The organism is Tropicimonas sp. IMCC6043 (assembly GCF_004146235.1).
Taxonomy (GTDB): Bacteria; Pseudomonadota; Alphaproteobacteria; order Rhodobacterales; family Rhodobacteraceae; genus Tropicimonas.
Window position 1 is genome coordinate 232,564 of sequence record NZ_SELO01000004.1, and the last position, 14,775, is coordinate 247,338.

The window sequence follows — 14,775 nt, forward strand, 5'->3', positions numbered from 1 at the left end:
GGGAAGCATAGGCGCCGGGTTGCACAATGCAACGGCGCGCCCGGTCAGGTCTTCCCCCTTTCGCGACGTTGTGCCAGCGCGGCGCCGGTCAGACCCGGCAGCGCGAAGGCGCAGCGCGCATAGCGCGGGCCGAGCCGCGCAGGGTTGCCGACCATGCGCCAGGCCCATTCGAGCGCAAGCGCTCGCACAAGGCGCGGTGCGCGGACCTGCCGGCCTCCGATGAAATCGAGTCCCGCGCCAACCGAGAGGAAGCCGCGATCGGGCAGGCGGGCCCAGGCGCGGGAGGCGAAGATCTCCTGCTTCGGAGCGCCGAGCGCCAGCAGCCAGAGGCGGGCGGGCGCCTGTGCCATTCTTTCGATGAAGGCATCCGCCTCGCGGCCGGATGGGTCGAAGCCGTAGGGTGGGGCAATGCGGTCGGAGACGACGAGACCGGCATGGCGCGACTCGAGTTCGGACGCCGCGGCCGCAAGACTTTCTTCGCTGGCGCCGAAGAGGCCGATCGGCCAACCGCGGCGCGCTGCCATCGCAGCCACCGGCCCGACCAGTTCGGAACCCGGAACCAGCCCGACGGGGTGCCCAGCCAGACGCGACATCCAGACAATGGGATTTCCATCGGCAACGACATGGCTGTGACGGGCGTAGGCTTCGCGAAACACGGCGTCACCGCGCAACTTCACGACATGGTCAAGATTGACCGTCGCGCAGGCGAAGCCGCGCGCCCCGGCCAGCCGGGCCTCGAGATCGGCCATCAGTGAAGAAGACGAGTCATGGGTCAGGGGAACATCGAGCGCCGCGTTCCCGCCAAGCGGAATCCGGAGCGTTGCGCCACTTTCCTCCTCCACGCCGGGCTTCTGCATTGGCTCTACGGTCATCTGCGCGTGAATCAGGAATTGTAGTATTTGCTGTCGTAGCCATAGGCGCCGCCGACATGCCGACACTTGTTCAGCACGATCCCCATCACGGTCGTCAATTCGCCGAGCTGGCGGAGGGCGACGTCGATATGCTCCGTGGTGGAGTGCTCGGCCGCAACGATCAGAAGGGCCGCGTCGACTCGTCCCAGAAAGCCGAAATTGTCGTCCGTGGACATCATCGGTGGAAGGTCGAAAAGCATCAGGTCAGGGGCGAACTGCTCCGTGATTTCGTCCAGCTTCTTTTCCGTTCGGGTGCTTTGCAGAAGCTCCGAGGGTGACTCGGCCGCGCCCCTGTTGAAGCCGATGCAGACGTTGTCGCCGAGCCGCCGAGCGTGCTCAGCAAAGCTCACCTGGCCCAACAGAACGTCCTGCATGGAATGCTCGACCTTCTGACCCATCATCGCGGCTAAGCGCGGCCGGCGCAGGTCGAAATCCATCAGCACCATGCGCACTTCCGGCTGCCGCGAAAAGGCGAAGGCAAGATTGGCCGCCGCGGTGGTTTTGCCGCACTCGGCGGTGGGCGAGACGATGCCGATATTGCGCCAGTTGTTTTGACGTGCCTGATGCAGCATACGCGTGCGCAGCAGGTCGAACGGCACCGCGGTCGTGCCAGCCTTCGAGGCCATCAGGCGGTTGTTGCGCAGCTGCCGGGCGCTGAGGTCCACCGGCGTGAGTTCTGCCCAAGGCCCGCCCCGCGGAAGCTCCTCGGGCGCGGCAGCCGGTTGTGGCCGGGTGCCGTCCTCGGCCAGCGGACCGGCCGTCGGGTTGCCCCGCAACGCCGCGGCGCGTTGCTCGCGCGCTTTCTCGATGGCCTGTTGCAACCTGTCCATGCCGTGCTTCCTTCCCGCGTCTACCAGCGCACGCCGAGCCGGGTCATCACCTTGTCGGCAATGAGGTCCAGCGGCATGTAATACTCGTGAATCGCCCAGATCGCGGCCGGTATCCCGACCAGGATCGAGAGAATCACGAGCAGCTTGATCGCCCTGTCCACAACCATCTGCCTGCGCGTGCGCACATAGGGGATCGTCGCGATGGGCATCACCTCGAACCGGGCGACGATGTCTTCCGGACGCCGCGGCGTACGGTTGAGAACCTCAAGCAGATAGACAAGCGCCAGACCCGCGAGGACACCGGCGCCAACGCCTGCGACAGCAAGCTTCTTGCGGTTCGGCTTGGTGGGTTCGTTCGGCACTGAAGGCGGTTCGATCACGAGGATTCGCTGCCCGCGCGACATGAATTCGATCCGTTCCCCGGTATTGGCGGCGCTCAGGTTGGCAACGGCATTGTTGTACTCGATCTGGAGGTTGTCGTAGTCCCGCTCAAGCGCCTCGAGCGCGATAGCATTGGGGGGCGTGCGGTCAATCGTGTCGCGCAGTTCGGCGATCTGGCTCTCGAGGTCCTCCTTTTCGGCCGTCGCGGCGGCGATCTGGCTGTCCAGCTCGGAGACCTGCAAGGCCAGCAAAGGATCTCCCGCGACGATCTCTTCGAAATCCGTGGGTGGAGCGTCCGCTGCCTCGGTCGAGGTGTCGCTCTCCGTTCCTTCGGGGGACTCCTGGGCTTCCAACTGACCGATCAGCGACTGGAGGTGCCGCACCTGGCGGCTCTCGTCCGAGTAGATCGCCCTTGCCTCCACCAGCTGGTCGCGCAGCGAGGCGAGCCGTTTTTGACGCTCCGTAAGCTCCGCCGTTGGCAGATTGCCCTCTGCCCGCATCTGGGTCTGGATCTCGACCAGGCGTTTCATTCGCTGGCGCTGAGCGCGCAGATCCTCGGCCTTGGCGGCCGCGCGGCTCATGTCGGATTGCAGCCGCGACAGCTCCGACATCCGGAATTGCAAAGTCTCCGGCAGCGCATCGGAATTGGCGTTCTTGAATTCGAGGATCTCCGCGCTCTTGGCCTGGAGATCTCCGTTCAGCCGATCCACCTGCTGCTCGAAGAACTCTTGCGTCGTCACCGCGCGCGCGGTCCGGAACTCGGCCGCCTGTTCGAGGATCAGCGACAGATAGGCGTTGAGGACTGCCGCCGTCGACCGTGCGACCGGCGCCTCGAACTGGATCGACATCACCGTCGCCATGTTGCGCCCCGAGGATTGCCGGATACGGGTCTGGGCGCGCATCGCCTGAACAATCTCGTCCGCGTTCATGTCCTGCTGGCCACGGACGAAATAGACCTGCTCGGCGATATCGAGCAGGTTTTCCCGTGTCATCAGGCGCTGTTCGATGATCTGTAGTTGCTCGGTTGCCGAGGTCGAGACGGTCGATCGCGCCAGCTCATTGGGAATCTGCTCGGATTCAACGATCAGCCGCACCTCGCTCTCATAGGCCGGCGGCAAGGTCATCGCCACAGTTACTGCGACGGCAGAGATTGCCACCGAGACCACCAGGAACCAGTGCAGGCGTCGCAGAAAACGGGCGAAGTAATACTTCAGTTCGGACATTCAGATCGTCTCACCTTCCCGGACACCACCGCCAAAGAACACACCATCGTCAAGCACCCGCTGCACGACCTGCTTCGTCACCACCGTCTGGTTGTCGCTCCACGCATACAGCATGGCAAGGTCGCAGAGCTGGTTGATGAGACGGGGCACACCTTCCGTTGCTTCAAAGACAAGCGCCGCGGCCTCCGGCGCAATCTCGCCGCCGGTGCCACCGGCCAGTTTCAGCCGGTGAGCGATGCATTCGACTGTAGATTCCTGGTCGAGCGCCTCGAGATGGAAATTCGCCGCCACGCGCTGCGCCAACTGGCGCATGTCTGGCGACCTGATCAGGTCGCGCAGCTCCGGTTGACCGACCAGGATGAGCTGCACGAGTTCGTCCTGGTTGGAGTTGATGTTGGTGAACATGCGCAGCTCTTCGAGCCCACGCTTCGAGAGGTTCTGCGCCTCGTCGAAGATCAGCACGACGCGGCGGCCGGCGGCGTAATCGGCCACCAACTGTTCCTGCAGGCGGTTGAACATCTGGACATAGCTCTCGCCGTCCCGGAGCTCCATGCCGAGCGAGTTCATGGCCCATTGCAGCAGCTCGCCCCGGTCGCCCTGGGCGTTGGAAATCAGCCCGACCCGCAGCTCCGAGGTGATCCGGCTGAGCAACGAGTGCAGGAGGGTCGTCTTGCCCGCGCCGACAGCACCGGTGATCAGCGTGATCGGCGCGCGCGACATCACGCCGAATTCGAGCACCGCAAAGGCACGGCGGTGTTGCGGGGACCAGAACAGGAACTCGGGATCGGGTACGAGGGTGAACGGCCGCTTAGAGAGGCCAAAGAACCCTGCATACATGTCTTGCGACATCAATAATGTGCCTCCGTCATCTCGCATGGGCCTCGCTGCGGACGCGACAGGGGCCACGGCGAAGACTCGCCCACTGCCTGCTTGAATTCATCGGTTCTTACAAAAGCGTGCATCTTGGCGATTTCATGTCTTATCCGGCATTCAACCGGTCCTAAACAGGTCAGAACGGAGGCATTATCAAGAAAGCGTGAACAGGAACGCGGCAGTTCGGGCCGGAAAAAGTTGATGTTTGGTTAATATTGTCCTAAAAAACTATGGTGTTCACCGTGGCACTTGGTATCTTTAGTTCGGTGATCAGAATTTCGCAGTAACATCTTATCGGGTTTTCCGTGATTATGACCTATATATCTGAATTCTCTGGCGATTTTTCGCCCAAAGACGCGGTAGCACTGACCGCCGACACGATTCCGCCACAATCCATCTACACGCGTTACGGCAAGCGGGCGCTGGACGTTTCACTCATCCTGATTTTCTCTCCGTTCATCCTCGCTCTCGTTCTTGCGGCCGCTTTTGCGATCCGGCTTGAAGGAGGGTCGGTGTTCTTCGTGCAGAAGCGGCTTGGCAAGGATGGCCGGGTGTTCCCGCTGCTCAAACTGCGCACAATGGTGGAGAATGCGGAAGAGCGGCTAGAGGCCTATCTGGCCGAGAACCCCGAGGCGCGGGTCGAATGGGAGACCAACCAGAAGCTCCGCAACGATCCGCGCATCACGCGTGTGGGAAACATCCTTCGCCGTACGTCGCTCGACGAACTGCCGCAGATGTGGAACGTTCTCACCGGCGACATGTCTCTTGTCGGGCCGCGCCCGATGACGGTGGAACAGGGCCCGCTCTATCCCGGACGGACCTATTATCTCGTACGCCCCGGCATCTCGGGACCCTGGCAAGTCTCGGACCGTCACGAGAGCGCGTTTACCGCTCGAGCGATCTTCGACGCCGTCTACGTTCGCGAAATGTCGTTTTCGAACGATCTTCGCATTCTTGTCAGAACGGTGACGGTGGTGCTGCGCTGCACGGGCCTGTAAGGTTTGGCAGGATAGCGGCCGATTTCCGGTCGAAGAACGCGAGAGGGTTTTCGTGACCAAACGACTGACTGCCGCCGCGCTTATCGCGGCGACGCTGTTCCTCAGCGGCTGTGACAGCTCCGAGGACCGCGCCGAAGAGCATTTCCAGGCCGCCATGGAGCTTCTCCAGGAAGGAGACACGACGCGGGCCATTCTCGAGATGCGAAACGCTCTGCAGTTGATGCCCGAACACGAGCAGGCGCGCCAGATGCTGGCGCAGCTGCGCCGTGAAGAGGGCGACATCCCGCGCGCGATCTCGCATTACCGAAAGCTCGTCGAGGACTTCCCGCAGAACGGCGAGGGCCAGCTCGCGCTTGCAGAGTTGGCGATGGAAGTCGGCGACTGGAACTCCGTCGAACGTCATACCGGCCGCGCTGCCGAGATTCTCGGCGACACTCCGGCGGTTGCGGCGCTTCAGGTGAGCATGGCATATCGCGACGCCGTCGTGGCCGAGGACCGCGAGGCGCGCGAGGCGGCCGCGGCGGAAGCGGATGCGATCATCGAGACGGATCCGAGCCGCATTTTTGCCCGCCGCGTGTCGATCGACAGCCGCCTGCGGTCCGAGGACTGGCTTGAGGCGCTGCCGCTGATCGATGCGGGAATCGAGATCGACCCGGACCGCTATGAACTCTACCAGATGCGGCTTGGCGTGCTGGAGCAGCTCGGCCGGACCGAAGACGTCACGGCCCAGCTCGAGGACATGGTTGCGCGCTATCCCGAAAAGGAAGATCTGCCACTGGTGCTCGTGCGCTGGTATGTCGGGTTGCAGGATTTCGACGCCGCCGAAGCCTATCTGCGGCAGAGGGCCGACGAAGCGCCAGAAAATCTCGAACGCCAGAGCCAGCTTATACAGTTCGTCGACGAGACCAGCGGATTCGAGGCCGCGCAGGCCGAGCTGGAACGTCTCGCCGCGATGGGGGACGAGAATGTCGTGACCTATCGCGGGATGCTGGCCAGCCTCATGTTCCGCAACGGTGACCGGGAGAACGCCGTAGCGGAGCTCGAATCGGTGCTGGTTGGCTTCTCCGAAGAAGAGGCTGCGAGCGAGATCGCCAACGATATCCGGGTGGACCTGGCGCGGATGAAGGCTTTGACCGGGGACACGCCGGCGGCGAAGGAACTGGTCGCGACGGTGCTCGAGAGCGATCCCGGCAATGTCGCGGGGTTGAAGATGCGTGGCGCCTGGCGGATCGAGGATGACGAGGTCGAGGAGGCCATTGTCGACCTTCGCGCGGCCCTGCGCGAGAGCCCGCGCGATCCCCAGATCATGACCCTGATGGCCGCCGCGCATGAGCGGGCCGGCGACTCCGCACAACAGCGCGAGATGCTGTCTTTGGCGGTCGAGGCATCTGGCTCGGCGCCGGGGGAATCGCTGCGCTACGCGCAGTTGCTGCTTCAGGAGGAACGCTACCGTCCGGCCGAGGATGTCCTGATTGAAGCGCTGCGCTTGCATCGGGACGATTTCGCGCTCTATGCCGCGCTCGGCCAGGTCTATGTCGCACTGGCCGACTGGCCGCGTGCGGAACAGGTCGCCGACTCGCTTGGTATCCTCTCCAATGGCGGCGAGAATGCCCAGGCCGAGGCTGCAAAGAACTCGCTGAAGGCGCAGATTCTGGCCGGGCAGGAGCGCGACGCGGAGTTGATGGGTTTTCTCAGCGAGTTGTCCCAGAGCGAGAACACCGGCCTTGCAGCGAAGATTGCTCTCATCCGGACGCATGCCGCACGGGGCGAACTTGACGAGGCGCGCACGGAACTTGACGCGGCAATCGCCGAGAATCCCGATCTGCCAATGTTGCAGTTCCTCTCCGCCGCCCTGAAGGCAACGAACGGGCAGTTCGAGGAAGCCGAGACGGAGATGGAGGCAATCCTCGAAGAACTGCCGCAGGCAGAGCAGGTCTGGATGGCGCTCTACCGGCTCAACCTCGTGCAGGGCAACAGCGAAGCGGCCGCCGAGGTGCTCGACCGCGCGCTTGAGGCGATTCCCGAGAGCGCCAACCTGATGTTCTCACGGGCGGGCGAGCTTGAGAGGAAGGGCGATATCGACGGAGCGATCGCGATCTACGAGACGCTGTACGACCGCAACTCCTCGTCCGAACTGGTGGCCAACAATCTCGCGAGCTTGCTGTCGATGTACCGCAGCGAACCGGAGGCGATGGAGCGTGCCTACCGGATTGGCCGGCGCCTGCAGGACTCCTCGAACGCCGCGATGCGCGACACCTATGGTTGGATTGCCACCCGTCTCGGGCGCCTGGACGAGGGCGAGGAGCATTTGCGCTTCGCGGTGGAAGGCATACCGGATCACCCGGTGATCCTCTACCACTACGCCGCGACGCTCGACCAACTCGGGCGAAACCAGGAGGCGCTCGATTACTACCGCCAAGCCGAGGAGAAAGCTGGCGACCTGCTGTCGCCCGAAGACCTCGAGGCCGTGACAGCGGCTATTGCGCGACTGGAAGCGGCGCCTGCCGGAGAAGACTCCGGATCGGCCGCCACCGACAGTCAGTAGCGCGACTCTCCGGTCCGAGTCCCGGGCGGAGAAAGCGGACCTGAAAACACGCAATGAACGGCCGTGTCTTGGCACGGCCCCCCCTCCGCTCTTGGGTGTCCCGCCCTTCCGATTTCTGGATGCCCGCGGCCCCCGGCCGCGGGTAACAATTTATCAATCCTTTCTTGATGAAACTTCCCGCGGGGTGACGGTGTGCGGCCCGGTCGCGGCCGCAAATGAGGAGACGACAACGCCACGGTCGACGCGCCGATGGCAAGAACGGGACCAACGGGATGCGCCCACGGATGTCCGCCCTCGCGCCACGACGAATCAGAACCCGTCTCGAGCACCACGCAAAGACCCTTCGCAGCCAACTCGCAACGCTGCATGTCAGCGGCCCGAAGAAATTCCAGCTCGCGGATGACGAGGTTTGCGGCGTCCTGCTGGGCCGCAACATCTCCTACTACATTCCCGAGTTCATGGCGCATTACCGCGCCATCGGGATGAAATACCTGGTCTACATGGACTACGGGTCTGACGACGGATCCATTGGCATGATGGCGAAGTATGACGATGTCATCATCCTCAGCAATACGCTGAACTTCCGCGACTACCAGCGCTACATGCGTATGCATGCAGCGACCCGCTACGCCGAGGGTGGCTGGCGGCTGGCGGTCGATGCCGACGAAATCCTGCGCTATCCCGGCGACGACCGGATTGACCTGCCGGGGCTGGTGCGCCGGCTGGCCGGGCGTGGACAGACCGGGGTGGTTGCGCAGATGCTGGAGATGGTGCCCGACTGCCCTCTCGAGGAGGTCGATACACTCTCCTTTGCCGAGGCCCGCAGGGTCTTCCGCAACTACAGCCTCGAGAATATCAGCGCTTATCCCTACCATTCCGAGGAAACGCCGCTGCACTGGTTCCTGTCGCAGAACAGCGTCGCTGACCCGCATCTTGCCTTCATGTTCGGCGGATTGCGCCGTACGCTCTTCTCGGAAGATTGCTGCCTGAGCAAACATGTCCTCTACCGGCCCGGCCGCGGCGTCGTGCCGATGATGCATCCGCATGTCACGATGGGCCTGCATTGCGCCGATTTCACAGCGTTGCTCCAGCACTACAAGTTCGCCGGCGGCTATCTCGAGCGCGAGCGGCGGCGGCAGGTCGAGAAGCGCTTGTCGCATTCGGAAGGAGATCTGCGGCTCGCGGCGCTTGCGCGCAATCCGAAGATGCGGCTCACCTTTCCAGGAATCCGGCATGACCCGACCTTGCAAGACCTGATCCGCGACGGATTCCTCTGGGTGTCCAGTCCGGCGCGGCAGATGCTCGGAGTCTAGTGGCAGGTGCTAGCCCCGGCGCGACACGCGATTGACAGGCACATCGCCGGGGCCCCGTGCGAGCGGAAATGGATAATGGTTGTGCCATGCAGCCGGCCGCTCTTGCGCTCAGGCGGCGTATGTCCGGCGGTTGCGCCAGGCGGAGTCGATCTGGCGCCAAACTGTGAGATCGAGACCGGTAAGACGTTCGATCTCCTCGTAGTGTGGCGCGAAGCGATCCGTCAGCCAGTCCCGCGTGTCCGGATGCATCGGCGCCGGCGCGCCGGACCCGGAATCGATCAGGTGCAGGGCCGACAGCAAGCCACGGCGCAACCCTGCGCGCCACGCGACGGGCAGTGCATCCTTCACCGCCGGTGGAACGAAGCGGCGGGAGAGGCCGGCCATCCGCTGGTCGTCAAGGGACCGGAGGAAGTGGTTGCGCGAGGTGTTGCGTATCTCCTGCGTGGTCACGACGGCGGCCTCCGCCGGATCGACGCCGAGAAAGGCGAGCACGTCCGCAAGATGGCGCTCCCGGTTCCGCACGTAGTCCTCGAAGAGGATGAAGTGGATCGACCGGCGCGGAAACCGCGCGATGTATTCCTCGGCCTGCCGGGCATAGTCGCTTCCGTCGAGCAACAGGTCGGGATCGTCCGGGTAATGGCTGTCAAACCGCGCGATGACCTTCTCGCGCGGCGCCCGGTTGGGAAAGCGGTCCGGGAACAGGAACTCCTCGAAGCTCCGATTGATCTCGGCCGTGCCACTGTCATTCTGGTAGTGTTTCAGGACTTCCTGGTACATCGAGAAGGTCCGAGCCACCGGATGGCGCAGCATGTAGATAATACGTGCCTCCGGCGCGGTCGTGACAATGCGCGCGGCCGCCTTTGGGAAAGGACCGGCCAACGAGTAAAGTGTGGAGCTCTCGCCGGTGACCTGGTTGGGTCGAGCGGCCTCGAACAACGCCGAATACCAGCCCGGCCCCGCGGCAAAAAGGTCGTCCCGGGCAAAGAACTCCGGTTCTTTCGGCGTGGTCATGAAGACAGAGGGGCAGGCCTTGAGCTGCGATGTAAGCGAGGTGGTCCCGGCCTTGGCGGCGCCGATGATGAAAAAATCGGGGATGTGCATGCCGATGGTTCCGCTCCGATGCCGCTCCGGGCCCGTTCCGGTGGCGAGGCTAGCGGGAAAGTGGTTACCAAATTCTTTCCGGCCGGGAGCATTGTGACATGGCCCGACCTTGCTGCCGTCCGCAAAAGGCAATTCCCTTGCCTGATGGATCTCGTTGCGCCATTCCGGCCGGGCCGGCATGCGCCGTGACGCCCCAGATCTCGGGATCCTGACGTGAAGAGACTTCTGCGCCCATTCACCGGCTCGAATCCCGCCGCACTCGCGATGCGCGGATCCTTCTGGACCAGTGTGGATTTCGGCGGCGGAAACCTCCTGCGTCTTGCCTCCAACCTGATCCTCACGCGACTGCTGTTTCCGGAGGCGTTCGGTCTCATGGCGGTGGTGCAGATCTTTCTTGCCGGGCTGCAGATGTTCTCGGATACCGGCATGCAGCAGGCGATCATCCAGAACGCGCGTGGCGATGATCCCGACTATCTCGACACCGCCTGGACGGTGACGATCCTGCGCGGGTTTCTGCTCTGGCTTGCCACCTGGCTCCTCGCCGGCCCTGTAGCACACGCCTATTCCGAGCCGGTCCTGGCGGAGATGATGCCGTGGATGGGACTGTCGCTGGTCATCCAGGCCTTCCGCCCGATGGCCGTCGTCACCGCTGCCCGGCACCTGCAACTCGGCCGGATCACCCTGATCAACCTCGCCGTCTCCCTTGCCCAGATCATCGTGGCCTGCGTCCTCGCCTTCCTGCTGCATTCGGTCTGGGCGTTGGTGATTGCCGGGATCTTTCGGAGCCTCCTCGCCGTCGCCGCATACTGGCTCCTGCTGCCGGGCGCCCGCAACCGGCTGCGGCTTGAGCGCCCGGCGCTCGGCAGCCTGTTTCATTTCGGCAAGTATATCTTCCTCGGCAGCATTGCGGCCTTCCTGATCCGCCAGAGCGATCGCGCGGTCCTCGGCCTCCATGTCTCGATGGCGGATCTCGGCATCTACAATATCGGACTTTTCATGGCGATGATGCCGCGCGACTTCGCGTCCGCCCTGCAGTCGCGGGTGATATTCCCGCTCTACCGGATGAAACCGATGTCGGAGAGCGCCCATAACCGGTCACGGATCTTTCGGGCGCGCCGGCTTGTCGCTGCCGTGATGGTCGGTGTGAGCTTGCTCTTGGCGGCTGTGGGCCCCTGGCTGATCGGGTTGCTCTATGATGCGAGGTACCAGGCGGCCGGCGGGATGATGGTTCTGTTCGCGCTGGCAATCATCCCGCAAGTGACCCTGACCACCACGGGGCAAATGCTTGTTGCGTTGGGGGATACGCGGCGCATGCTCCAGATTCAGCTCCTGGTATCTGCACTGCAGATCCTGATCCTCTATTTCGGAGTCCGAAGCTTCGGCGTGGCCGGCGCTATCCTCGCTCCCGGCCTCGCCTGCATCCTCGCTCACCCGCTTCGCGTATCCTATGCGCGACGCTACGAATGCTGGGACCCGCTCCAGGACATTGGCCTGACCGCGCTCGGGCTGATTGCGGCGTCGGCAATCTGCGCCTGGCATGTGGAGACGGTTCAGTCCGTCTTCAACTGACCGGCCGGTCCCACTGTCATACCGGACCGACATCTCACTCTGTTGACTCGCGCGGTCGCGGATTCTCGGTCACGCGCAGTCGTCGGAATAGCCGCCGCGGCCTAAGAGCAGACCACCACGGCGCCGCTTCTCGGATGATGCGTCCGTCACTCAGCGACGGGGATGAACTTCGGCATTATCGGCAGAACCTCTTCGAGCACCGCCCGCAGACGTACCTCCGCGTCCGCCTCGCTTTCATCCGGCAGGATCACGGTCGTCAGACGGACGAGAGCACCGTCTGTGCGACCGGTCCGCACGCCGTCGACCACCAACCACGCCTTGGCGGCGAAATCCCAAGCGACTTTGCGGCCCTTCTGGTCGAACCAGTAATAGACGAGCTGGCGCACCATGCCCTTCTGGATCACTGCACGGTTGATGTTGAAGGGCTCAGGCCAGCCGATCTCGTCCGCGATGTCGATCCGGTCGAGCGCGGCGATCTCCCAGCCGGCGCCGGGCAGGCAGATTTCCGGCGAGTGGACGCCGCCGGCGGACTGGTCTGCATACCAGGCGGAGAAGAAGTTCACCGACGTCGCTTCGCCTGGCCGGATAAGGTCGATCCCGTGGTAATCGTCCGCACCCAGAGTGCGTTCGACGCTTGGAGTGAGGACGGTGGGGATTCCGGCCCGCCATTCGCCCAACTGGCGCGGGAACAGCGCGAACGGGGTGCGGTCGATTTCACTCGTGCCGCGTTCGGGCATCGTGGTCAGGGCGATCGCACCGGCGAGCGGCAGCGCGGCGGCGAGCATCAGCGCGGCCGAGGGCCAGATGAACCGGATGCGCGAGATTTGCGGCAGGCAACCGTCCATGTCGAGGTCGAGCGCCTCGCGCTTCATGCCCTCGCGACGGAACTGCAGAAGCATCAGGATGCGCGCGAGGATGAAGAGCAGTACGACAGAGGCGAGAAAGATCACCCAGCCCTCGAAGAAATGGGTGAACCCCTCGACATAGGAGACGCCCCAATACTGCACGATCACGCCGGCAATGGCGATCCGCACCGCGTTCATCATCACCGTGATCGGCGCGGCGGCCAGCAGCAGAACCGCCTTGTGCCATTTGGGGCCGGTGTAGAGGATCGCGAAGACATAAGAGAAAGAGAGGATCGGGAAGAGGTAACGGAGGCCCGAGCAGGCCTCGGCGACATGGAGCTGAAGATCCCCAAGGTCGATGATGTTGCCTTCGAGGAACACCGAGACGCCGAAGACGCGCAGGATCGACACGCCGAGTTCGGACGAGATCAGTTGCAGGAAGGCGGAGAGCTTGTAGTAGAGCACGCCCGGCAGCGGCAGCATGTAGACGAGGTGCAGGACTGAGGGCCAGAATTTCCAGCCTTGCGCCCAACCGAAGGAAATCAGCAGCAGCCCGCCGGTCCAGAGGATGAACGAATAGGCGACGATGTCGCCGATGTGCGCAAGCCGTCCGGCCGTCCCCGCGATCACGGCCAACGTGACGACCAGAACCCCGGGCCAGCGCATCGGGATCGGGCCCTCGACCACCGGAACGTCTCGCAGGTGGCGCAGGAATAGCGCGAAGGAGATCACCGGGATCAGCGGGCCGTGGCTGTATTCCGGTGTCTGCCACGCTTCGAAAAGAGTCACGAAGCCGGGCATGAAGAACCACGCCGCGGCGACGACAGCGACCGCGAACACCGCGGTGCCCGGAGTCAGATAGGCCGACAGGGCGGCGGAAGACGGTGATGTGGAATTGGTATCAGTCATTTTTTTTTCTGAACAATCTGGTCATTTCCGGCGTCCGAGGCTTCGGCGCATCCAACGGCGACAAGTGAACACGGTTTGTATCCTAATATGAAGTCGGATTTTCGTGAGCCCGACGTTACCAGAAATTCGCCCCTGTTCCGAGCGCCATCCGAAGCTGCGCCCTGAGATAGACGAGAAGATCGAGGCCGAAATACGCCACGATGCGGGGAATTCTCAGGAAATCCCTCGGTCGGTGCAGATTTGCAAGCATGTTGCGGGTCCGCTTGAAAAGAAAATGGGGCGGAACCCAGCCATACCAGCGCCGTGGAAGCTGACTCTTGAGCTGTTGTCCGACCCATCCCGAATCCTCGGATGCCTTGGCCAGGATCTGCCGTCGGTAGCCATCCGGCGCTTCGCGCAGCGACGTGAAGAGCGCTGCGTTGAGGGCTCCGCCGATGATGATGCGCATCTGGTGACGGAGGAATCCGCGCAATGTCCGTTCCGGTTCGAACACGTGGGAGATCTCCGGATCGCCGTCGATCGGCTGTGTTCCCGGCAGGTTCTCCATGCAATCGGTTCTCAGCATTGCGCTCAAGAAGCCGTCCTCGACCGGCAATCCCAGCGGCAGATGCATGTCCCGCGCAATCGGGCCCGGCATCAGATAACATTGTCCGCAGATCGACCGCCTCCAGTTCCCGGAGCTGCCCGAGCCCCGTAGAATTGCGCGTGCGATCATCGTCGTTGCGCCACTGGCGTCGGGCACGGGGTGGCTGACGAAGGCCTTCAGGTCCGGGCGCGCCACTAACTGGCGCACCAGCCCAGATAGATGTCCCGGATCGGAAATCCGGATGTCGGCGTCGAGGAAACCCAGCATATCAGCCGTCGGTGGCGCGATCTCATGCACAAAACGGTTCCAAGTCCGGCTCTTGCCGCTCTCGCTGAGGTCGTGAACCAGGAATTGTGCGCTGAGTATTTCCGCGAGTTCGTGTCTGCTCGCGAACTCGAATGTTCTGTCGAAGCATCCGTTGGCAAGCACATGAATTTCAACCTTTATGTCGGGTGCAACAAGGATGTCTTGCACCTGCAGATCGTCGAGCAGGTACGACAAGTTGCGTTCTTCATCGTGGGCAAAAATGCCGAATACGACTTGCAAAAACCTTACTCCCCAAGAGCCTAGGTGTTTGATCCCACGGTTTGATGGTGCGATCCATTCGCTGGAATGGAAGGAAGCCCTATGGGACAGGTACGTCACGGCAGCGCCACGACCACGCACGCCATCCGAGCAGCAATACAGCGAT

At 63.1% G+C, this 14,775-nt stretch carries 11 protein-coding genes; 4 read left to right on the forward strand and 7 right to left on the reverse strand.

The annotated features are described in order from the left end of the window. Positions 1–44 precede the first annotated feature (44 nt). From EU800_RS07045 to EU800_RS07060, 4 genes are read right to left on the reverse strand one after another with little or no spacing between them, the layout of a single operon-like run. A complete protein-coding gene (locus EU800_RS07045) occupies positions 45–872 on the reverse strand; it encodes a WecB/TagA/CpsF family glycosyltransferase (RefSeq protein WP_242500428.1) in 828 nt (275 codons plus the stop codon). Positions 873–883: 11 nt separating this feature from the next. Further along, the gene (locus EU800_RS07050) at positions 884–1,741 is read right to left on the reverse strand and encodes a CpsD/CapB family tyrosine-protein kinase (RefSeq protein ID WP_129629975.1); all 858 of its coding nucleotides are present in this window, start codon (positions 1,739–1,741) and stop codon (positions 884–886) included. Between the two features lie 20 nt (positions 1,742–1,761). Next, positions 1,762–3,345 (reverse strand): hypothetical protein, encoded by a 1,584-nt coding sequence (locus EU800_RS07055; RefSeq protein ID WP_129629977.1) that lies wholly within the window; start codon positions 3,343–3,345, stop codon positions 1,762–1,764. After that, positions 3,346–4,194, reverse strand: coding sequence for an ExeA family protein (locus tag EU800_RS07060; RefSeq protein WP_129629979.1), 849 nt, complete (start codon positions 4,192–4,194; stop codon positions 3,346–3,348). Positions 4,195–4,529: 335 nt separating this feature from the next. On the opposite strand from EU800_RS07060, the gene EU800_RS07065 reads away from it, so the two are divergent. From EU800_RS07065 to EU800_RS07075, 3 genes are all read left to right on the forward strand, one after another. Next, entirely contained in the window at positions 4,530–5,216 is a 687-nt protein-coding gene (locus EU800_RS07065) for a sugar transferase (protein ID WP_129629981.1), read from the forward strand. A 52-nt stretch (positions 5,217–5,268) separates the two neighbouring features. Beyond that, positions 5,269–7,761 carry a tetratricopeptide repeat protein gene (locus tag EU800_RS07070; protein ID WP_129629983.1) on the forward strand — a complete coding sequence of 831 codons (2,493 nt, stop codon included), beginning with the start codon at positions 5,269–5,271 and terminating at the stop codon, positions 7,759–7,761. A 284-nt stretch (positions 7,762–8,045) separates the two neighbouring features. Beyond that, on the forward strand, positions 8,046–9,074 hold the full coding sequence (locus tag EU800_RS07075) for a glycosyltransferase family 2 protein (protein WP_165354582.1): 1,029 nt from the start codon (positions 8,046–8,048) through the stop codon (positions 9,072–9,074). A 108-nt stretch (positions 9,075–9,182) separates the two neighbouring features. Here the strand turns inward: EU800_RS07075 and EU800_RS07080 are convergent, their stop codons facing one another. After that, a complete protein-coding gene (locus tag EU800_RS07080; protein WP_165354583.1) occupies positions 9,183–10,175 on the reverse strand; it encodes a sulfotransferase domain-containing protein in 993 nt (330 codons plus the stop codon). A 213-nt stretch (positions 10,176–10,388) separates the two neighbouring features. On the opposite strand from EU800_RS07080, the gene EU800_RS07085 reads away from it, so the two are divergent. Beyond that, on the forward strand, positions 10,389–11,744 hold the full coding sequence (locus EU800_RS07085) for an oligosaccharide flippase family protein (protein ID WP_129629989.1): 1,356 nt from the start codon (positions 10,389–10,391) through the stop codon (positions 11,742–11,744). Between the two features lie 146 nt (positions 11,745–11,890). Here the strand turns inward: EU800_RS07085 and xrtD are convergent, their stop codons facing one another. Next, the gene (gene xrtD, locus EU800_RS07090) at positions 11,891–13,498 is read right to left on the reverse strand and encodes a VPLPA-CTERM-specific exosortase XrtD (RefSeq protein ID WP_129629991.1); all 1,608 of its coding nucleotides are present in this window, start codon (positions 13,496–13,498) and stop codon (positions 11,891–11,893) included. A 115-nt stretch (positions 13,499–13,613) separates the two neighbouring features. Continuing rightward, positions 13,614–14,775 (reverse strand): glycosyltransferase family 2 protein (locus EU800_RS26740; RefSeq protein WP_207209867.1); only part of this gene is annotated, 1,162 nt, incomplete at its 5' end.

Coding starts and splice junctions, on each gene's coding strand:
- xrtD (WP_129629991.1), bottom strand. CDS start 13,498: ATGACTGATACCAATTCCACATCACCGTCTTCCGCCGCCCTGTCGGCC.
- EU800_RS07075 (WP_165354582.1), top strand. CDS start 8,046: ATGTCCGCCCTCGCGCCACGACGAATCAGAACCCGTCTCGAGCACCAC.
- EU800_RS07060 (WP_129629979.1), bottom strand. CDS start 4,194: ATGTCGCAAGACATGTATGCAGGGTTCTTTGGCCTCTCTAAGCGGCCG.
- EU800_RS07065 (WP_129629981.1), top strand. CDS start 4,530: ATGACCTATATATCTGAATTCTCTGGCGATTTTTCGCCCAAAGACGCG.
- EU800_RS07050 (WP_129629975.1), bottom strand. CDS start 1,741: ATGGACAGGTTGCAACAGGCCATCGAGAAAGCGCGCGAGCAACGCGCC.
- EU800_RS07045 (WP_242500428.1), bottom strand. CDS start 872: ATGACCGTAGAGCCAATGCAGAAGCCCGGCGTGGAGGAGGAAAGTGGC.
- EU800_RS07055 (WP_129629977.1), bottom strand. CDS start 3,345: ATGTCCGAACTGAAGTATTACTTCGCCCGTTTTCTGCGACGCCTGCAC.
- EU800_RS07080 (WP_165354583.1), bottom strand. CDS start 10,175: ATGCACATCCCCGATTTTTTCATCATCGGCGCCGCCAAGGCCGGGACC.